17 protein-coding genes are annotated in these 20,327 nt (G+C 61.4%); 9 read left to right on the forward strand and 8 right to left on the reverse strand.

What is annotated here, in order from left to right; all coding sequences use genetic code 11:
- Window positions 1-85 precede the first annotated feature (85 nt).
- Entirely contained in the window at window positions 86-1,252 is a 1,167-nt protein-coding gene (locus tag ABDK11_RS10765; RefSeq protein WP_346836507.1) for a cation:proton antiporter, read from the forward strand.
- An 18-nt stretch (window positions 1,253-1,270) separates the two neighbouring features.
- Here ABDK11_RS10765 and ABDK11_RS10770 read toward each other — a convergent pair whose 3' ends face one another.
- The 3 genes from ABDK11_RS10770 to ABDK11_RS10780 are packed head-to-tail and all read right to left on the reverse strand — an operon-like array spanning window position 1,271 to window position 7,013.
- Entirely contained in the window at window positions 1,271-4,414 is a 3,144-nt protein-coding gene (locus ABDK11_RS10770; protein WP_346836508.1) for an efflux RND transporter permease subunit, read from the reverse strand.
- Entirely contained in the window at window positions 4,411-5,598 is a 1,188-nt protein-coding gene (locus tag ABDK11_RS10775) for an efflux RND transporter periplasmic adaptor subunit (protein ID WP_346836509.1), read from the reverse strand. Before ABDK11_RS10775 ends, ABDK11_RS10770 begins: the two co-directional genes overlap by 4 nt.
- The gene (locus tag ABDK11_RS10780; protein WP_346836510.1) at window positions 5,598-7,013 is read right to left on the reverse strand and encodes an efflux transporter outer membrane subunit; all 1,416 of its coding nucleotides are present in this window, start codon (window positions 7,011-7,013) and stop codon (window positions 5,598-5,600) included. The genes ABDK11_RS10775 and ABDK11_RS10780 overlap by 1 nt, the downstream gene beginning before the upstream one ends.
- A gap of 324 nt (window positions 7,014-7,337) precedes the next feature.
- Between ABDK11_RS10780 and ABDK11_RS10785 the strand changes: the two genes are divergently transcribed.
- The 4 genes from ABDK11_RS10785 (at window position 7,338) to ABDK11_RS10800 (ending at window position 11,859) form a co-directional block, all read left to right on the forward strand.
- Complete coding sequence (locus ABDK11_RS10785) at window positions 7,338-8,522, forward strand: acyl-CoA dehydrogenase (RefSeq protein ID WP_346836511.1); 1,185 nt, start codon at window positions 7,338-7,340, stop codon at window positions 8,520-8,522.
- Window positions 8,523-8,648: 126 nt separating this feature from the next.
- A complete protein-coding gene (locus ABDK11_RS10790; protein WP_346836512.1) occupies window positions 8,649-9,269 on the forward strand; it encodes a trimeric intracellular cation channel family protein in 621 nt (206 codons plus the stop codon).
- A gap of 37 nt (window positions 9,270-9,306) precedes the next feature.
- A complete protein-coding gene (locus ABDK11_RS10795; RefSeq protein WP_346836513.1) occupies window positions 9,307-10,923 on the forward strand; it encodes an alpha/beta hydrolase in 1,617 nt (538 codons plus the stop codon).
- Window positions 10,924-11,004: 81 nt separating this feature from the next.
- Complete coding sequence (locus tag ABDK11_RS10800; protein WP_346836514.1) at window positions 11,005-11,859, forward strand: sulfurtransferase; 855 nt, start codon at window positions 11,005-11,007, stop codon at window positions 11,857-11,859.
- A gap of 93 nt (window positions 11,860-11,952) precedes the next feature.
- Here the strand turns inward: ABDK11_RS10800 and msrA are convergent, their stop codons facing one another.
- Window positions 11,953-12,582 (reverse strand): peptide-methionine (S)-S-oxide reductase MsrA, encoded by a 630-nt coding sequence (gene msrA / locus ABDK11_RS10805; RefSeq protein WP_346836515.1) that lies wholly within the window; start codon window positions 12,580-12,582, stop codon window positions 11,953-11,955.
- Window positions 12,583-12,584: 2 nt separating this feature from the next.
- Window positions 12,585-13,376, reverse strand: a complete 792-nt coding sequence (locus tag ABDK11_RS10810) for a methyltransferase domain-containing protein (RefSeq protein ID WP_346836516.1) — start codon at window positions 13,374-13,376, stop codon at window positions 12,585-12,587.
- Between the two features lie 343 nt (window positions 13,377-13,719).
- Here ABDK11_RS10810 and ABDK11_RS10815 point away from each other — a divergent pair, with 343 nt between their 5' ends.
- The 4 genes from ABDK11_RS10815 to ABDK11_RS10830 all read left to right on the forward strand — a co-directional run bounded on the left by ABDK11_RS10815 (window position 13,720) and on the right by ABDK11_RS10830 (window position 18,475).
- A complete protein-coding gene (locus ABDK11_RS10815; protein WP_346836517.1) occupies window positions 13,720-14,844 on the forward strand; it encodes an amidohydrolase family protein in 1,125 nt (374 codons plus the stop codon).
- Window positions 14,845-14,861: 17 nt separating this feature from the next.
- Window positions 14,862-16,310 (forward strand): hypothetical protein, encoded by a 1,449-nt coding sequence (locus ABDK11_RS10820; protein ID WP_346836518.1) that lies wholly within the window; start codon window positions 14,862-14,864, stop codon window positions 16,308-16,310.
- Window positions 16,311-16,670: 360 nt separating this feature from the next.
- Window positions 16,671-17,942 (forward strand): hypothetical protein, encoded by a 1,272-nt coding sequence (locus ABDK11_RS10825; protein WP_346836519.1) that lies wholly within the window; start codon window positions 16,671-16,673, stop codon window positions 17,940-17,942.
- A gap of 38 nt (window positions 17,943-17,980) precedes the next feature.
- Entirely contained in the window at window positions 17,981-18,475 is a 495-nt protein-coding gene (locus ABDK11_RS10830; RefSeq protein WP_346836520.1) for a DnaJ domain-containing protein, read from the forward strand.
- An 18-nt stretch (window positions 18,476-18,493) separates the two neighbouring features.
- Here the strand turns inward: ABDK11_RS10830 and ABDK11_RS10835 are convergent, their stop codons facing one another.
- Genes ABDK11_RS10835 through ABDK11_RS10845 form a run of 3 tightly spaced genes read right to left on the reverse strand, consistent with a single transcriptional unit; the run spans window position 18,494 to window position 20,313 of the window.
- A complete protein-coding gene (locus ABDK11_RS10835) occupies window positions 18,494-19,276 on the reverse strand; it encodes a methyltransferase domain-containing protein (RefSeq protein WP_346836521.1) in 783 nt (260 codons plus the stop codon).
- On the reverse strand, window positions 19,269-19,598 hold the full coding sequence (locus ABDK11_RS10840) for a nucleotide pyrophosphohydrolase (protein ID WP_346836522.1): 330 nt from the start codon (window positions 19,596-19,598) through the stop codon (window positions 19,269-19,271). Before ABDK11_RS10840 ends, ABDK11_RS10835 begins: the two co-directional genes overlap by 8 nt.
- Window position 19,599: 1 nt before the next feature.
- Window positions 19,600-20,313, reverse strand: coding sequence for a DUF599 domain-containing protein (locus tag ABDK11_RS10845; protein WP_346840196.1), 714 nt, complete (start codon window positions 20,311-20,313; stop codon window positions 19,600-19,602).
- Window positions 20,314-20,327: the final 14 nt, after the last annotated feature.

Below are 20,327 nucleotides of genomic sequence, written 5' to 3' on the forward strand. Positions count from 1 at the left end.
TCCGTCCCTGCGGCCGCCCCTATTCCCGCTGCACTACCATCTATGGATAATGGGACTCAAACCCACGTAGCAAGGATGTCCGGTGGTGGAAACCTCTCTGTTCCAGTCGTTTTTCCTGATCTTCAGCGGCGCCGCCATTGTCGCCTCGCTGGCGCTGTTCGGGCGCCAGCCGCTGCTGGTGGCGTATATCGCGCTGGGTATACTACTGGGCCCTTCGGGCGCGGGCGTGATCAATAATGTGAGCCTGCTGGCGGACATGTCCAATGTCGGCATCATCTTCCTGTTGTTCCTGCTCGGCCTCGACATGCAGCCACAGGCGCTGTTGTCGGTGTTGCGCAAAGCCACTTTTGTCGGCCTGATCAGCTGCGCAATCTTCCTCGGGCTGGGTTTTGCCATCGGCCAGCTGTTCGGCTTCACCCGCATCGAGTCGTGGGTGATCGGCATGGCCATGATGTTCTCCAGTACCATCATCGGCATCAAGCTGCTGCCCACCACCGTGCTGCACCACAAACATCTGGGCGAGCTGATGGTGGGCCTGCTGCTGTTTCAGGATTTTGTCGCTATCACCTGCCTGATGATCCTGCTGTCCGGCAGTACCGGCGAGGTGGACCTGGCGCAGCTGGGGCTGTCGTTTGCCGCACTGCCGCTGCTGGTTGGTTGCGCCTGGGTGGTGGTGAAATATGTGCTGCTACCCCTGTTTACCCGCTTCGACCGCTTTCACGAGTACGTTTTCCTGCTGGCGCTGGGCTGGTGTATGGGGCTTGCCGAACTGGCCGAGGTACTGGGGCTGTCGCGGGAGATCGGCGCCTTTATTGCCGGTATTACCCTGGCCACCAGCCCCATCTCCCAGTACATCGCGCTGAGCCTGAAACCGTTGCGGGACTTTTTCCTGATCCTGTTTTTCTTCAGTATCGGCGCCCAGTTCCATCTGGATATGCTGCCGCGCATTGCACTGCCGGCGCTGGTCACCGCCGCCGCGGTACTACTGGTCAAGCCCGCGGTGTTCCGCTACCTGCTCGGCAACCAGAGCGAACACACGGTGCTGGCCTGGGATATCGGATTCCGCCTGGGACAGATCAGTGAATTCTCGTTGCTGATCGCGTTTCTGTCGTTCAACCAGAAGCTGATCGGCATCGAGGCCTCGCACCTGATCCAGGCGACGGCGATTCTGACCTTCTTGGTATCGTCGTATATCGTGGTGCTGAACTTCCCCAACCCGATCGCGATCAAGGATCACCTGCGGCGCGATTGATACGCCCGCGGCGCGCGGTCACTGCATATCCGCCGCCGCGATATCCTTGCGCCGCAACAGACCGAAGCGCGCCGGAATGTCCTGCGCGAACACCAGGTACAGGCACGGCACCAGCAGCAGCGAAATGGCGGTGGCGGCGAGGATGCCGTAGCCGAGGGAAATTGCCATCGGGATCATAAAACGCGCCTGTACCGAGGTTTCGAAAATCATCGGCATCAGCCCGCAGAAAGTGGTCACGGTGGTGAGAATGATCGGGCGGAAACGGCGCAGCGCCGCCTGGCGGATTGACTCGCCGACACTGGCGCCCTCCTCGTGCAACCGGTTGCTGTACTCGATCATCACCAGCGTATCGTTGATCACCACACCGGCGAGCGCCACGATACCCAGCAGGCTCACCATGCTCAGGCCGTAGCCCATGATCATATGGCCCAACAGCGCACCGATAATGCCGAACGGAATCGCCACCATCACTGTCAGTGGCTGGATGTAACTTTTCAGCGGAATCGCCAGCAGCAGGTAAAGCGCCGCCATGGTGAGCGAAAAGGTCAGCCCCAGTGACGCCAGCCCCTGGCGCTCATCCGCCTGACGCCCCTCGTAGGACACGCTGAGCCCCGCAAACTCGGCCTGCATCTGCGGAATCACACTGCGATTCAGTTCGTTGATCACCAGGGCCGCCTGATCCGGCGGATCCACATTCGCGGTCACCGTCATCACCCGGCGCCCGGCGCGGCGGTTGATGGTGGCGTAGGCGCGCCCCTTGTGAATCTCCACCAGGTCGGGCAGCGGCAACCACAGGCCGTTGCCGGCGCGAATCATGAGGTCGGACACATCGTCGAGCGACACCCGCTGGTCCTCCGGCAAACGCACCATCACCTTGACCTGGTCGCGGCCGCGCTGCTGGCGCACGGCTTCGGCGCCGTAGAGCGCGGCGCGCAACTGGCGGCCGATCTCCTCGGCGGAAAGCCCCAGGCTCTTGGCGCGGTCGGTGAGCTTCAAGTCGAGCTGGCGTTTGCCCAGCGAAATACCCGGATCGATATCGCTGACCGCGGGAAATTTTTCCAGCTCTTTGGCCAGGCGCCTGGAGGCCTGCTCCAGCACCCTGGTATCCGTATGGCGCAGCTCGATGGTCAACGCCGCACCGGCGCCGGGACCACCGCGGTCGGAGGCAAAGCTGGAACTCATGGCGCCGGGCACGGCCCCCACCGCGCGGCGCCAATCGCGCACAAATTCGCCGGTGGTAAACGGGCGCTGATCCGCCGGCACCAGATACACATCCACTCGCACCGAGCCCTCGCGCACCAGCCCGCGCATGCCGAGAAACACCTTGTCGCGGTCATGGCCGTCGAGCACTTTGTCCGCCGCCGCCATGATCTGGCTGCGCGCAGCGCGCAGCCGGCTCTCCGCGGTGCCGGGAGGGAAAGTGACCTGTACGCGGCCCGAATCCCGCTCCACTTTCGGCATCAGGGTAAAGCCCATACGCCCGCTGGCAGCGTAGCCGCCCACCAGCAACAGCACTGCCACGGCGGTGGCGATGGTCAGGTAGCGGTGGCGGATACACAGATCCAGCAGCGGCCGGAAACGCTGCTCGACAAAGCGGTCAAATCCCTTCGCCAGGCGCTCCTGGCGCGCGGCGATGCGCCGCGCCCACGCACTGCGGTGACCGCGGCGCGAATGCGCCAGGTGTGCCGGCAGGATAAACAGCGCCTCGATCCAGGAAATCACAAATACCGTGCCGACCACAAACGGGATAATGCCGAAAATCTTGCCCATAAAACCGGGCAATTCCATCAGCGGCAGGAAGGCCACCACGTTGGTCAGGATCGCAAATGTCAGCGGCACCGCCACCTGGCGGGCGCCGGCGATCGCCGCCTCCAGATTGCTGTAGCCGCGGTTGCGCCACTCGTGGATGTTTTCACCGGCAATAATCGCGTCGTCCACCACAATGCCGAGGGCAATGATGAACGCAAACATGCTCACCATATTGATGGAGATATCCATCGCCGGCAGAAACAGCAGCGCACCGAGGAAACTGGTGGGAATACCCAGCGTCACCCAGAAAGCCAGGCGCAATTCAAGGAAAGCGCCAAGGACCACAAACACCAGCAACAGGCCAAAGAAACCGTTTTTCAACAGCAGCGTCAGGCGTTCCTTGAAGATCAGTGAGTCGTCATCGCGAATGCTGACATGCACCCCCGGCGGCAGCGTCCTGGTCACTTCTGCCAGCACTTGCCGCACCGCAGTGCTGACACTCATCGGCGTCTGGTCGCCGATGCGGTAGATATCGATCCCCACCGCCGGCTCGCCATTGAACACCATGTCCTTGGGCACATCGACCAGCGCATCGCGAATGGTGGCGATATCACTCAGGTGCACGGCACCGCCATCGCTGCCTTCGGCCACCACGATATTGCGAAACTCGCGCGCCCAGTCGCGCCGCTCGGTGACGCGCACGAGAATTTCCCCGGCTTTCGACTTGACGCCACCAGCGGGGACATCCACTGCCGCATTGCGGATCAGCTGGGCCACCTCCGACAGCGTCAGGCCGTAGCGGCGCAGATCGTCGCGGCTGATTTCCACCGCCACCTCAAAGTCGCGGATACCGGACGTGGACAGCTGGGTGATATCCGGGTGCGCTTCCAGGCGACTGTAGATCTGCATCGCCACATCGCGCAGCGTGCGCGCATCCAGATTGCCGTGAATCACCAGGTTCATTACATCGCGCTGGTGATCCGCCAGGCTCACCTGCGGGCGCTCGATATCCTTGGGAAAGGTCGACACCCGGTCGATGGCCTGCTGTACATCCTGGTATACCTGATTGCCATTGGCGTCCTCCTGCAACTCCAGCGTCAGCGAAGCACTGCCCTCGCCGGCCGAACCGCGCATTTCCTTGATGCCGGGAATCCCCTGTAGCGCCTGCTCGGCCGCCACCAGTACACCGCGTTCCACTTCCGCCGGACTCGCGCCCGGATAGGAGATCTGCACGGTGATCATATCGAGGCTGAATTCGGGGAAGACCTCTTTCTTGACCACCATGGAAAAGATCAGGCCGCCGACGATAAACACCAGCATCAGCAGGTTGGCGGGCACGTGATTGTGGGTCATCCACGCGATGGCACCGCCGCGGGTCTCGACCGGCGGCTGCGGTGACGAGTGCTCGCTCATTTGCGCTCCCCCGCACCGCGCACTGGCCTGCCACCCTCGGCCGGCACGGCGCCGGCAATGCGCACCGGCATGCCATTGGTTACCGTCGTCAGCCGCGTGGTAATCACCTGTTCGCCGCCAGCGAGACCACTTTTCAGCACGGCGTAGTCGCCACTCTGGTAATCGATCTGCACCGGCCGAATGGCGACCTTGCCCTGCTCGACCACCCAGACCCGGTCGCCGTCCTGCACGGCGGCGACCGGAATACGCACGGCATCGGGCGCACTGCGGCCGGTCAGCTCCACCTGTGCCAGGTCGTTCAACAGCAGTGGCGGCATGCCCGGGTGGTCGGCGGCCAGCGGGTCCGGCAGTTCCAGCAACACCTTGGCCAGGCGCCCCTGCTCCTGCAGTACCGGGATGGCGCGCAAGAACTCGGCGCTGCGGTACTGGTTGGCCGGCCACTGGCTGCCGCGCACACGCACCTTGAGCTGCGGCTGGTTGAGGCGCGCCAGCTGTGTCGCACTCACTTCCACTTCAATCTGGAAGCGGTCGGCGCCGGCCAGGGAGTAAAGCGCGGTACCCGGGGCCACCCGATCGCCCACATCGACACTGCGACTAACCAGCAACGCGCGCAACGGACTCTTGATTTCGGTCAGGCGCAGGTCGCGCTGGGCCAGCTTGACCTGCGCCGCGGCCGCATCCACCCGCGCCTCGGCAGCGGCCAGTTGCGGCTCGCGCAATACCAGTGCCCGGTCCGTCTTCGGCAGCGACGAGCCCAGCAGTTTGTACTCTTCCTTGGCGACTTCGCGCTGGCCCTGTTCCTGCTGCAACTCTGCACGGCGCTCGGCCAGCGAACTGCGCGCGGTCTGTAGGGCCAGTTCGTAGGGCTCGCGCTCGATACGCAGCAGTGGCGCACCGGCGGCCAGGATCGAGCCCGGCCCCAGGTCGTAGTCGAGCCACGCCACGCGGCCATCCACTTGCGGCTGCAGCTCCACCAGTTCCCGCGCCCTGACCTTGCCCAGCGCCGTCACGGTCAGCGGGAACTGGCCGCGCTCGGCCCGCGCCACCTCCACCGTCGGCGGCGGTGCGCGGTGGGCGCCGCGATGCAGGGTGGGCTTTTCCCGCAACATCCAGGCGGCGATCGCCAGCGCGAGCAGGATCACCAACACCGGTAGCGCGAATTCCCAGTTAAGTCGTTTGAACATCAGCCTTGCCCCTCCCGGTACAGCTCCAGTTCTACCGGCTGTGGCTCCGGCAGGTCCTCCTGCGGCAAGCCGCCGGACAGCGCGCGGTACAGTGTCACGCGGTTTTCCATCAATTCGCGCCGGGCGGTCAGCAGCTGCCGCGCCAGGCTCTGTTGGCTATTGGTGGCGGTCAGTACGTTGAGGAAGTCGACCGAACCACCGCTGTAGGCGCGCCGCTGGCGCACCACGATTTCATCCGCCAGCCGCGCCCGCTCACCCAGGTGGTGTATGCGGTCGCGCAGGGCGCGCTCCTGCACCAGCGCCTGCTCCACTTCCGCCAGCGCATTGTTGACTACCGCGCGGTAATTGGCCCAGCGCTCCTGCAGCACCGCGTCCTGGCGATCCTGCGCCAACTTGAGCTGGCCGCCGTCGAACAATACCCCTTCGGCCGCGGCAGTCAGGGTCAGCAGCCAGTCCTGGAACAGATTGGCGAACGAAGCCCCGTCGCTGGCCACTGCGGACAGGCTGATCACCGGCAGGCGGTCGGCCCAGGCCCGATCTGCGAGATAGTAGCCCGCGAGCAGCTGGCGCTGGGCGCGCTGTACGTCCGGGCGCCGCAACAGCAGCTGTGAGGGTACCCCGGTGGCCGGCAGCGCCGGCAATACCGGCAGCCCCTGTTCCCGCTGCAGCACCTGCGCGAGGCGCTCGCCGGTGACGCCGAGCAGCGCCGCCAGCTGCACCTTGAGGGATTCGAGATTCTGCTCCGCGGCCTGCAGTTCCTGCTCTGACTGCTGCACCAGCTGGCGTTGCTGCAGCACATCGGCAGCACTCGTCACACCGCCGCCAAAACGGAGCTCCAGTACCCGCAGGGATTTCCGGTTGGTGTCCAGCTGTTGTGCCAGCAGCGCATGCTGGCCCCACTGTTCGCGCAGTTGCAGCCAGGTATTGGAGACCTCCGCGGCGAGGCTCAGCGCCGCCGTCTGCAGGTCCTGCTGCTGCGCCAGGCGATCGGCCTCCGCAGCGCGCGCACCGGCGCGCACACGCCCCCACAGATCCACCTCATAGCGGGCAGCGAGGCGGCCGCTCCAGAGGTTGCCATCGCCCTGACCACCGGAGACATCCGCATCGCTGCCGGAGGAGCGGTGCTGCTGGGTATTTTCCAGTGACGCGGTAATGCCGGGCCAGAGCCCCGAGCGGGCGCCGCGGGCGCTCGCCTCGGCCTGGCGCAGGCGCCACAGGGTCGCCTGCAGATCCGGGCTGCCGTGCAGGGCCATCTGGACCAGGCGGTCCAGTTCCGGATCATCGAAGCTTTGCCACCAACGCGGCCTGGCGACCTGCTTGCCGCTCGCGCGAAAGTGATCCGGCAAGCCGAGACTGTGCGCCGGCAGATCCGGCGGCAGTGGCGGGCTCGCACAGGCGATAGTGAACAGTGGCAACGTTATTGCTAAAAGGCGGAACAGAAACAAGAAAAAACCACCAAAATGTCCGTATAGGGCTCGAACTTGGAAATTTATTGCGTCCATTATGGAATGCGCACCCTACACTGCAAGAAAATTTACGCTCATTTACCCTTGATTCGAGTTAAACGGACCTGAACAGCTGGAAAATTGTCGATGCCGGGAGTGCTCCTGCACGGCGACTTAGGTATCATGCGACACACTTTTCACTGATCGGTCGCCGGTGCCCCGGAACCGCAATGAACCGTCAGCCGGCCGGAGACGCCGGCGCCCTAAATACGGAAGAAGTAGACGAGAGAAATCATGAGTAAACACCAGCCACTGGCCCACTGGGACGATATCCTGCTACTGGATCGCCAACTGACCGACGAAGAGCGCATGGTGCGCGATACCGCGCGCGAATATTGCCAGAGCAAACTGATGCCGCGTGTCCTCGAGGCCAACCGCCACGAAATTTTCGATCGGGAAATTATGAACGAGATGGGCGAGCTGGGCCTGCTCGGTTCCACGATCCACGGCTACGGCTGTGCCGGGCTCAATTACGTTTCCTACGGCCTGGTGGCACGGGAAGTCGAGCGCGTCGATTCCGGCTACCGCTCTGCAATGAGCGTGCAGTCCAGCCTGGTGATGTACCCGATTTCCGCCTACGGCAGTGAAGCGCAAAAAGAAAAGTACCTGCCTAAACTCGCCACTGGTGAGTGGGTCGGCTGTTTCGGCCTGACCGAACCCGACGCCGGTTCCGATCCGGGCGGCATGAAAACCCGCGCGAAAAAAGTCGACGGTGGCTATCGCCTGAGCGGTTCGAAAATGTGGATCACCAACAGCCCCATTGCGGATGTTTTCGTGGTCTGGGCCAAAGATGACGACGACGTGATCCGCGGCTTCGTGCTCGATAAAGGCATGGAAGGCCTGTCGGCGCCGAAAATCGAGGGCAAATTCTCCCTGCGCGCCTCTATTACCGGCGAAATTGTCATGGACAACGTCTTCGTACCGGAAGAAAACAAATTTCCGCACATCGGTGGCCTGCGCGGCCCGTTCGGCTGCCTGAATCGCGCCCGCTACGGCATTTCCTGGGGCGCAATCGGCGCGGCAGAATTCTGCTGGCACGCCGCACGCCAGTACGGCCTCGACCGCAAACAGTTCAACAAGCCGCTGGCACAGACGCAGCTGTTCCAGAAAAAGCTCGCCGATATGCAGACCGAAATCGCGCTGGGCCTGCAGGCCTCGCTGCGCGTCGGCCGCATCATGGACGAAGACCAGGCTTTCGATCCGACGATGATTTCTCTGGTGAAACGCAACAACTGCGGCAAGTCCCTGGACATCGCGCGCGTCGCCCGCGACATGCACGGCGGTAACGGTATTGCCGACGAGTTCCACGTGATCCGTCACGTAATGAACCTGGAAGCGGTCAATACTTATGAGGGCACCCACGACGTACACGCGCTGATCCTCGGCCGCGCCCAGACCGGCCTGCAGGCGTTCGTTTGATAGCGAACCCCGCACCGGGATGCCGACAACCGCTTCGGCGGGGCGAACATGAGGTTCGCCCCGCACCGCGCAGGATGCGCGGGCGCTGACACCGGCGGCCAACCGTGAAAGACAACTGATATGTCGATGGAACAACTCCTGCACTGGTGCGACCTGACTGGCATAGTGGTATTTGCCTTCAGCGGCGTACTGGCCGCCGGTCACAAGCAGATGGACCTGTTCGGTGCGGTGGTGCTCGCCTGTGTCACCGCCACCGGCGGCGGCACCACGCGGGACATGATCCTGAATATCCCAGTCTTCTGGCTCGAAGACAGTTACTACCTGTGGATTGCCGCCGGCACCGGCGTGATCAGCTTTTATCTGATCCGCTATCTGCAGGTACCCATGCGGCTGCTGAAAGTGGCCGATGCCATGGGGCTGGCCGTGTTTGCGGTAATCGGCACCCAGAAGGTACTGGCGCTGGGGCACTCCCCCGCGATCGCCATCGTGATGGGGGTGATGACCGGCACCTTCGGCGGCCTGATCCGCGATGTGCTGGCCGGGGATATCCCCCTGCTACTGCGCCGCGAGATCTACGCCACCGCAGCGCTCAGTGGTGCCGCGGTACTGGTGCTGCTCGATGCCACCGGCCAGCTGCCGGGCAAGGTCGTCGTGTCCACGGCGATTCTGGTAACCTTGGGTATTCGCCTGGCGGCTCTGCGCTGGAATCTGTCCGCACCCATCGCCCGTTTCGGCAACCACCCGTAATCAAGCCCCGCCCAACCAGAGACAGGTACACCCCGCAGTGAGTCAATCGCGTTTTTTCTCCGCAGCACTTCTCTTCCTGGGACTGGTTTCCCTCAGCGCGTGCGAGCGCGGCAGCCAGGGGGAAGTCGCCGCCGCAGATCCCGAGCGGCTGATCCCCAAGCCCTGCTGGTTCCAGAGTGACGACAACTGGCCCGATGCCCAGTGCTTCATGATGGAAGTGCCGGAAAATTACGCCAAACCCGCCGGCCGCAAGATCCGCTTCCCGGTGGTGCGTTTCAAGGCGGTGACACCCGATCCGACCAAACGCCCGCTGCTGCACCTGGGCGCCGGTGGCCCCGGCGCAAGCATGGGGCTGGAGCCGGAAAATGCCAGCGACTGGCTGTGGCTCAACTACGCCAAGATGACCGTCGAGGACGGCCGCGACCTGATCATCATGGATCCGCGCGGCAGCGGCATGGCGGAGCCGCGCCTGAACTGCAAGGAATTTATCAAGGATGCCAACACGGCCTTCCAGCGCAAACTGACTTCGGACGAAGAAGTCCGTGTTTTCACCTACTCAATGGAGCGCTGCTACAACCGCCTGAGCCAGATCGCCGACCTGGCCGAGTACAACAGCGCCACCGTCGCCCACGATGTAGAAGCCCTGCGCGAGGAAATGGGCGTGCCGCAATTCAATCTTTACGGTGTCTCCTACGCATCCCGCTACGCACTCACTGTGGCTCGCGACTACCCCAATGCGGTCCGCGCACTGGTGCTGAACAGCGCCGTCTTCCCCAATATTACCTACACCCAACACCTGGCTGACGACACCGTTGCCGCATTCAAGCGCGGGTTCGAATACTGCCGCGACGACAAACAGTGTCACGAGCAGTACCCACACCTGCAGAGCCGTCTCGAGAGCCTGGTACAGGCACTGGATGACAACCCGCGCACCATTACCGTCAAACACCACTTCTCGGAGCAGGAATACCCCTTCGTACTCACCGGCCAGCGTTTGCTGCGTGTCCTGTTTCAATCACTCTATAACGAGCAGTTCTACCCGGACCTGCCGCGGGTGATCGCGGCACTGGAGTCCGACGACAGCGATGCAGAGGCCATGGCTCCGGTGAAAAAGGCGGTGGCGAAGTTCATGGATATCGTGCTCGATCCCTATTTTGGCGATGCCGCCGGGGTCAGCCATTACTGCTATGAAGAGGCGCCCTTTGTCGACTTCGACAAGGCCCGCGCCAAGGCCGATGACACCGGGGTTCTGGGCGGTGCGGTGCGCACCGATCTGGAACTGATGCAGGTGCAGTGCCGCATCTGGGCCATTCCCGGGGCCTCGATGCTCGAGTCCCAGCCGGTACACACCTCGCTGCCGGTTCTGCTGCTGCACGGCGGGCTGGACCCTATCCTCGCCGCCGCGGATGTCGACAAGGCACGCCACGAGCTGCCCAATCACCAGTGGCTGCTGTTCCCCCACCTCGCCCACGACGTGATCTCGGCGAGTAACTGTGCCGAGAACGCGGCCGCGCGCTTTCTCGACCACCCCGAGGAACCCCAGCGGGACTCTGCCCTCGCCTGCCGCCAGCGCGAGCTGGCGCAGCAAAGCGGGGACGCAGACACCACACCGCCGCCGTCGAGTCCGCAGCCCGCCACTGCCCCGGCGCCGTGAAGCTCCTTTTGACGACTGGACAAAGCGGCGACTTCAGCTTAATTTCAGCGCCATAACCACTATAAATATGGCGACGGGATCATGAGCGAACAGTCAGTAATAGATGCACGGCAATTGGCCGCATTGCTAACCGACACCAAACTGGTGATCCTCGACTGCCGCTACGACCTGGCGGATAAGGAAGCCGGCGCGCGCGCCTTTGCCGAAGGCCATATTCCCGGCGCCCGCTACGCCAGCCTCCATCAGGACCTGTCCGCCCCACTGGGCCGTTATGGCGGCCGCCACCCGCTGCCGGAGGCGGAGCAATTCCAGCAATTCGCCCGCGCCGCCGGCATCGACACCGACAGCCGCGTGATCGTCTATGACGACCAGCGCCTGGCCTTCGCCGCCCGCGCCTGGTGGCTGCTGCGTTATTTCGGCCACGAGCGCGTCAGTATTCTCGATGGCGGCTTCAGCGCCTGGCAGAACGCCGGCCTGCCGATTGCCAAAGGTCCGGCCGACCCCGTGTCCCCCGGCGACTTCAGTGCGACTCCTTCCCCGGAACGCCTGCTCGATCACACCACCATCTACCGCCAGCTGGACAATCCTCCCTGGCAACTGGTGGACGCGCGCGATGCGGCGCGCTTTGCCGGCACGTCCGAGCCCATCGACCCGATCGCCGGGCACATCCCCACCGCCATCAACAAACCCTGGATCGGCGTCACCCGGGAGGATGGCAGCCTCAAGTCCGTGGGCGAGCTGCGCGCCCACTGGGGAGACCTGCCCGCCGACGACCTGCTGGCCAACTACTGCGGCTCCGGCGTCACCGCGTGCGTCAATCTGTTTTCCCTGCACCTGATCGGCCGCGACGCACTACTGTATCCCGGCAGCTGGAGCGACTGGTGCGCACATATCGTCTATCCAGAGACTGAGACGGCTGAGAAGCCGGCAATGTGATGAGCCCAAAAGCATACAGCGGGCTCCGGGGAAGGATTTGGGGAAGGATTTGTCAGGGCGAAAGCCGGCCAGCGCCGGCTTCCGCATAGCGCATCAGCGCAACAGGCAGGCGCCGGTGCCGGCGAGGCCGCAGTATCCTTCGGGATTCTTGGCCAGGTACTGCTGGTGATCCTCCTCGGCATAGTAGAAAGTCGGTGCCGGCGCCATCTCGGTGGTAATCGCTCCCAGCCCCTTCTCCTGCAACGCGGCCTGGAACTGCGCCTCGGTCTCCCGCGCCAGCTGCAACTGTTCGTCGCCGTAGCAATAGATGCACGAGCGGTACTGGGTACCCAGATCGTTACCCTGGCGCATGCCCTGGGTCGGATCGTGCTCTTCCCAGAAGCGCTGCAGCAACTCGCCGTAACTTACCTTGGCGGGATCGAATACCACCAGCACCACTTCCGCGTGGCCAGTGCCACCGCTGCACACTTCGCGATAATTCGGATTCGGCGTGCTGCCGCCGGCATAGCCCGCGGCCGTGCTGTAGACGCCGTCAATCTCCCAGAACAGCCGTTCGGCGCCCCAGAAACACCCCATGCCGAATACGGCTTTTTCCAGCCCCGCCGGAAACGGCTCCACCATGGTGTGACCGGATACAAAATGCACACCGCTGATCGGCATCGCCGTATCGCGGCCCGGCAACGCATCTGCCGGTGTAGGAATCGAAAACTTGTCGTACTGCATCTCTACCTCTGCTCTGCAATCATCAGGCAGCCACTGGCCGCCATTGGCCGGCTGACACGCCACTCGCAATAGGTGGCATCGAGTTTATCTGCCGCGCGCTCCGCCAGGCGGCGAAACGGCGAGCGACCGGGGTCTGCCAGTACCACCCGCCCGACTCCGGCCTGCATGGCGCGGCGGGTAAGATTGTACAACGGCTCCTCGAGCTTATCCCAGAAGCAGATATCCGTGCCGATCACGGCGTCGAAGCCGGCCAGATCCTGCTTGCGGACTCTTTCGTAGTAACAGCGCCAGGTTTTTACCGCCACGCCGTTCAGTTCAGCGTGATACTCGAGGAAGGGAAACACGCTAGGGTCCGCATCCAGCCCGGTCACTTTGGCATCGAAATGTTTCGCGCAAAAAATTCCACCCAACCCCCAGCCGCAACCGAGATCCAGCACCCGGGCACCCTGCTGCAGCGGGTTACGTTTCAGGTAGTCCATTATCAGGCAGGAACTCTTCCAAAATTTATTGCCATGCAGGCTGGGATCACCCGCCTCTCTGCGCAACCTGCGCATGTCCGGGTGAGCATTCTGACGCACCGTCAAGCCGAATAGCCGACGACTGCTGTTCGTACCGGAGGGCATATCGTTATAACCATCCTCATTGTTACTGGAAATTTTATAGGTCGACGAACATCGACCGCGCCAGTTTACCGCTTTTCCATCGAGGTTACAGCCGCCAGAAATCACCCACAGTCTCAGACCTCGTTGAAAGTGACGTTGAAATCCCGCTTTCCGTATCCGCCCCAACCTCATCAATTGCGAACCTCACCGCCACCAGTGACGCCCAGGGATACCCAATATGAACACGATTCATCAGGCATAACAGTGCACACCAAACCTCCCGAGAAGCTAGAAAAATCTTTTAGAAGTCTCCCCGGATGGCACTGCCGTTTAAATTACGGCGCTTTGATCCACTTTACTGACATTACTCTCAACTAAAATTCCCATCGCCAAGCGACAGGCAAAAAATTAACCGTCACCCCGAATAACGCGCAGACCCGAGCGAAGACGGAAAAAACTTTTTCGACACCCACAGCGAAACGAGACCCTGGACAGGGTTCACACAGACGCCAATCAAGGATTTGAGGCTTAACCAATGAATTATCTCCACCGAAAGATTCTCTACATCGCTGGCGCCTTCATTCTGGCCTTGTCGTGCACCTGTGCTGCAGCGCAGAGCAACAAGGAATATCTCTTTAACGATTCGCACTTTCACCTGACCAACTATGTGCAGAAAGGTACGGATATTCATAAATACCTGGAGATCATGGGTGACAAGGTCGGCCGCTCCACACTCTTTGGCATTCCACTGCAGCAGACCTGGTCGTATGAGAACTCCGGCGACTATGCGCCCACTTACTATCTCGAAACCGACGCACCACTCTACTACTACTCATTTACCGATGCCTTTATTGCCAAGGCTTACGAGTCACTCTCCAAGGAGCAACAAGCCCGGCTCGACCCGATGATTACCGGCTTCAACCCGGCGGACATGTATGCAGTCGACCACATTCGCCGGGTTCTGGAGCTCTTTCCCGGAGTTTTCACCGGCATTGGCGAGTTTACGATTCACAAGGAGTTTGTTTCCTCCAAGGTGGCCGGGGATGTTGCCAGCCTCACCGACCCCGCGCTCGATCGAATCCTGGATTTCGCCGGCAAGGTTGGCCTGGTCGTCATCCTGCACAGCGATATCGACATGCCCTTCTCGAAACCGGGCAAGGAGCCGATTTTCCTGAAGCAAATGAAGGAGCTGCTTGCGCGACACCCCAAAACCACCATCATCTGGGCGCACACCGGGCTCGGCCGCGTCGTTCACCCAGCCGAGGATCAGGCAATAGCCGAACCGAAGGTTGAGCGCAACCCGAGGCACCTCGAGTACATCGAAGGGATGATCAAGGATCCCAAACTGAGCCATGTCTATTTCGACATTTCCTGGGATGAAGTGGCCAAATATGCCGTAGCAACTCCCGAGGCCACAAAAAACACGGCCGGCATGTTCGACCGCCACCCTGATCGCTTCCTGTTTGGCACCGACGTTGTTGCGCCGTCCGACCAGGCTGCGCAGCTCAGGGTTTATAACCTGTGGGACCCGGTTTTCGCCCTGACAAAATCGGCGACCAAGGAAAAGATCATGAAGGCGAACTATGAGCGCTTGTTTGACGCTGCGCGTAAAAAAGTGCGTGCCTGGGAGAAAGCCAACGTAAAAGCCGCTAAAAATTGATTTCACAGAGGTGCGCCATGCATAAGGAAATAATTGCAAAGCTTGCCCTGCTGTGCCTCCTGGCATATCCGTCCATCGGCTTCCCGGCCGATGCCAGGACAGAAAAAAGGCTTCGCGAGCTGGAAGAAAAGCAGCGCCAGCTCGAGCGTGCCGTTAAGGATCGCGACGAGGTAATCAAGGATCTAGAAAGGGCCAGGAGGGAAGCGAGGTCGGCAGGATCCCGCTCCCCGCAAACCACCGGTCTCGCCTCTGATTACCCGCAGGATGATTTCTGGAGCCGATACGAACCCGGCAACGGCTTTAAACTGGCACAAACCCCGTATGGCGACCTCACCTGGTCGGCGTTCACTTATGCCCGCTACCTGAATCAGAGATCGCTCGATCCCTACTATACCGACAGCTTTGGTAGAGAATTCGAACTGGATCGACGCCATGACATGCAGCTGCAGAAAGTCACCATGTATTTCAAGGGATGGCTTTTAGATCCAAAGTTCCACTACCTGCTCTACACATGGACCAGCAACTCCAACCAGGGCCAATCAGCCCAGGTGGTGGTGGCGGGCAACCTCGGCTACAAATTCAATGACAACTTCAACCTCAGCGCCGGCATTAACAGTTTGCCCAGCACCCGAAGTACCCAGGGCACCTTCCCCGACTGGCTGCGGGTAGACCACCGAACGATTGCCGATGAATTTTTTCGTGCTTCTTATACCAGCGGTATTTGGGCAAGTGGCGACATCACCAAAAAATCTCGCTATCAACTGATGCTGGGCAACAACCTCAGCCAGCTCGGGGTTGATGCCAACCAGCTCGATGAACAATTCAATACTGTTTCTGGCGCAGCGTGGGTGATGCCGACCACGGGCGAGTATGGTCCGAAGTCTGGCTTTGGCGACTATGAATACCATGAAAACCTGGCAACACTGTTCGGCGCAAGCTACACCCGCAGCCGTGAAGATGCACAAGCACAACCGGGGATCAACAGCTTCGAGAACAGCCAAATCCGGCTTTCCGATGGAACGCTCCTGTTCCAGCTGGATCCTTTTGACGTGGGCTCACAGGTTGACCGGGCCACCTATCAGATGGCATCAGTCAATGGCGGCCTCAAAAAATGCGGCTACTCTCTCGACGCAGAATATTACTGGCGCAAGGTAGACAATTTCGAGACATCTGGCCCGATCCCTGTCGACGCGTTGCATGACCATGGATTTCAGTTGCAGGCATCCGCGATGCTTGTACCCAGCTTATTGCAGCTGTACCTGTCCGGATCAAAAATCTATGGCGATTACGGCAATCCGTGGGACGTAGCTCTCGGAGCGAATATTTATCCCTTCAAAAGACGGGAAGTACGGGTAAATACACAGGTTTTATACCTGAAAGATTCCCCCGTAGGCTACAACAGCGTGCCATTTATCGTCGGTGGTGACGGGGCAGTGCTCTCCATTGATCTGATGCTTGCTTTCTAGCCTTCCCCCTACCGTCCGGAAACACCACTACACAGGAATTGAACTTCGGTACCAACGCAAAATGCTCCCACTACGGTTTGGCACAAAATGGACGCCCGCCGGGGTTACTCCTCGCAGACAGAGAGTAACTTCCCTGGATTTCGCAGCCTCTCCCGATCACGGGGTCTCGATCAGGTTTCATCAAAGGTCGAGGCTCAGAGGCTGTGGTAAAAGCAGCAGGCGAGGAAAAGTATCCGCGCCAAAAATCTGGCATGGCATGCCGATTATGCCTATGAATCGCCCGCGTAAACTACCTTTTAGTTCGATGCAACATGCATTTCCCCTGGTGTACGCCGACAAGAAAGCAAGGAAGGCCTCAAAATGAGCATACGTAAGCTAATACCGCTCGGCATTGTCGTAGCCACCACTGCTAGCGCCCCATACACCCACGCCCTACCAGTGTACGAATCCAATCTGGTGGCGCTCTATATCCAGGGCTACCTGGAGGTCAACCAGGTCAATATCGAGGGCAATACCGTCATGAACGACGGCCCCTCCCGTATTGGCTTCAACCTCGATGTGCCCGCTTATCACGACTGGAATGTCGGTTTCAATGTCGAGTGGGGAATCCGGGCAGTTTCGCCCAACCAGCGACTGGACATTTCCGGCGACCAGCAGGCCTCCCCCGGCGAGCGACAGGCCCCACTCTACGTGAGACAGGGACATGTCTACGCGAAACACCCGTTGTATGGCGATTTTGCGGCGGGAAAACAATGGGCGGTCTACTACGACGTCGCCGGCATTACCGACTGGTATAACGTTTCCGGCGGCCTGGCCAGTGGCGCCTTCGCCCTCGGCGGTGACGGCGGTATAACCGGCACCGGCCGGGCGGATGCCGCTCTCACCTGGCGCAAAGATTGGGAGGCGCTGGGCGGTACATTCCAGGTGGGGCTGCAGCGCGCTGCCCATGTCGCCAGTTTGAATATTGAGGTCGAGGATGTCGCCGGTCCCAATACGCTGCTGGTGTGCCCGCCCGGCGATTGCGAGTACGGCCTCAGTCGCGGTATTTCACTCAGTTACAAAGCGGATCTTGGGGACGGCCTGTTTCTCGGCACCGCCTACCAGCGCACGAATCTGGATATTTCCACCGATCGCGGCATCGTGACCGATATTTCCGACCCTTTCGATCCCGTCGTGATTCAAAACGACTATGTGATCCGCGCCAGCAGTAACGATTTCGCCTTTATCGGCGGCATCGCCTATGGCAAAGGCGCGTATGAAAAAGGGATCTACGCAGCCTTCAACTGGCATCGCTCCCACAACAACGAGCTGGCTCCCCCCGGATCCACCATGGGTGCCACCAACTTTTTCAATGCTGTCGGTTCAGAGAGCTTCGTGAGTTATACCTGGGGAGCCAACAACTGCTACAGCATTTACGGTGGCCACAACTTGCTGAAATCCCACAACGACAAGATCTTCGAAGACGCACTGATCACCGGCGACAAGTATGTTCTGGCCAAATATTACCTCGGCTTTCAATATCTCTGGAACGAGCGGGTAAAGGTGTTCTTTGAAGGTGCCGCAGACAACAGCAATACCGTTGCACAGCAGGATAACGGCTTTGCCAGCGTCGGCATCAGAGTCGACATCTGATACGCTAGCGAGCCGACAGATAACAACAAGGACGGCCTGTGGCTCGCCTGATCCTGCTGCTGGCAGTCGGCATCATTGCCTGGCTGGCATGGCAAAAATTCCGTAGCAGTACCCCCGCCGAGCGGCGCAAGCTGCTGTTGCACTGGCTGCTGATCGGCGTCGCGGTGGTGGCGGTACTGGCGGCCATTGGCGGCCGCCTGAACTGGGTGGGCGCGGCGGTGGCGGCGGCGCTACCCTTTGCCGGTCGCGCGGTGCGCTGGCTGGCCCGCTACCTCCCCTGGCTGGCGCCGCTGCTGGCAAAACACGCCCGCGCGCGACAGCGACAGAACGCCCACCAGGCTGACAGCTCCCCCCAACTGACGCCGGAAGAGGCGCGGCAGATTCTGGGCGTCTCCGCCGATGCCGGCAGCGAGGAAATCATTGCCGCCCATCGCAAGCTGATCCAGCGCCTGCATCCGGACCGTGGCGGAAACGATTACCTTGCGTCCCGCATCAATGCCGCCAAAGAGTTGCTACTCAAAAAAGGAAGTTAGGCGGAATCACCACTTCGACTATAGCGGTGCGCGGCACAGCAGGTGAATATAGCGCGCCAGCTGGCGGTAAGGATCTGTGCGGGAATAGGCCAGCTCTTTCGACACAATCGCCGCCGTGGGCAGCTTGTCGCGGATCTGCGGTGTCATGAAATCGTGAAAGCAGCGAATACCGCTGTGCGCTACTACCGTCAGCCCTACCTGGGCCAGCCAGTCCTCCACCCACTCCAGCAGTAACGGGTTTTGCGGTGTCAGGCTGCCCGGATGGCCGCCCCAGTCACCGGATTCGATATTGCGGTCGAGCTGGTAGAAACTGCCGCGCTGCAATAAGCGAAATTCCAGCGCGCGGCGATTGTAGAAGGTGAGAGACAGGTAGCCGCCCGGGCGCAGCAGGCGGCGCAGGCTCACCAGCGCGCCGTGCGGATCATCGAGCCACTCCAGCACCGCGTGGCACAGCACCAGGTCTGCACCGCACAATTCCGGCAGGGCCGGCAGCGCCTGTAGCGGCTTGTGCAGCAGGGTCACGCGATTTTCGAGGCCGCGTTCGGCAACCGCCTCCGCGGCCTGCTCGAGCATCGCCGCAGAGATATCGGCGATATGCACGCGGTGGCCGGCGGCGGCCAGCTCCAGCGCAAACTGCCCCTGACCGCCGCCGGCATCGACGACGCGCAAGGGGCTTTCGCCCTCTGCCAGCACTGCGGCCAGATCGCGGTTCAGCACCGCCAGGCGGACTTCGCCCTTGGCGCCGCCGTAGATACGCTTGCGAAAACGGTGCGCCAGGTCGTCGAAGTTGCGATCAGTCATCGCCGCCCTGCTCCGCCGCCTCGGCGCGCAGGCGGTTTACCGCAATCTTGTCCCGCAGTGCGGTGTCCAGATCCACATCAAGCGTATCGGCAAGCTTGACCAGGTACATCTGGATATCCGCCAGTTCCGCCGCCACCTGGGCGGCATCTGCGCTGTGCATCAGCGCGGTGATGCCGGCGTCATCGCGCCACTGCAAATGCCGCCCCAGCTCCGCGACTTCCACCGCCAGGGCCATGGCCAGGTTCTTCGGGGTGTGCAGCCGCGACCAGTCGCGGCGCTCGGCGATTTCATTGAAGGCCGCGAGGATCTCCCTGTGCTTCATGCTATTTCGCCTTATGTGCCTTCAGCTGTTCCGGCGCACGGCCACCGGCGGCCAGGATCGACTGCAGGGTGCGCGAGCGGAACTCGCGCAGGTACAGCACCCAGGCCACCAGCAGGTAGCTGCCAACAAACACCAGCGGGTGGATAAACCAGCCCAGTACCGACATGGCGAAATAATAGGAGCGCAGGCCGTAGTTGTAGCTGTGGCCGGCCTGGTCAATCACCTTCGCGGCGCTGATGGCGAAGCGGCGGCGCGCCTGGTCGGTGAGTTCCTCGGCGTCTGCCGCCGGTGCCGCGCCGATCAGCACATTGGCGAAGGAGTACTGGCGCAGCGACCAGGTAAAATTGAAGAAGGCGAAAATGAAGATCACGATCAGCAACAGGATCTGCATCTCGAACTGCTCCTTCGTCGTGGAGCCGGTCAGCGGCAGGCTGCTCAACAGCTCGATCGCCGCCTCGTTGGCGGTAAGCGCAGTGACCAGACCGGCCAGGATCAGGATACTGGTGGAAGCGAAAAAGCCAATCACCCGCTCGAGGTTGCTGATAATCGCGGCGTCCGGTACGCGCAGGTCCCGCTCCAGCATACGCAGCATCCACTCCACCCGGTACCACTGCATCGAGGATGCCAGGCACCAGGACACCTTGGCCTTGCGGCGCGCAAAGACGGTATAGCCCGCCCAGGTGATAAAGAAACCGGCGAGGCTCGCGAAATCCATCCAGGTCAACGTCT

This window comes from Microbulbifer sp. SAOS-129_SWC, assembly GCF_039696035.1.
Lineage (GTDB): Bacteria > Pseudomonadota > Gammaproteobacteria > Pseudomonadales > Cellvibrionaceae > Microbulbifer.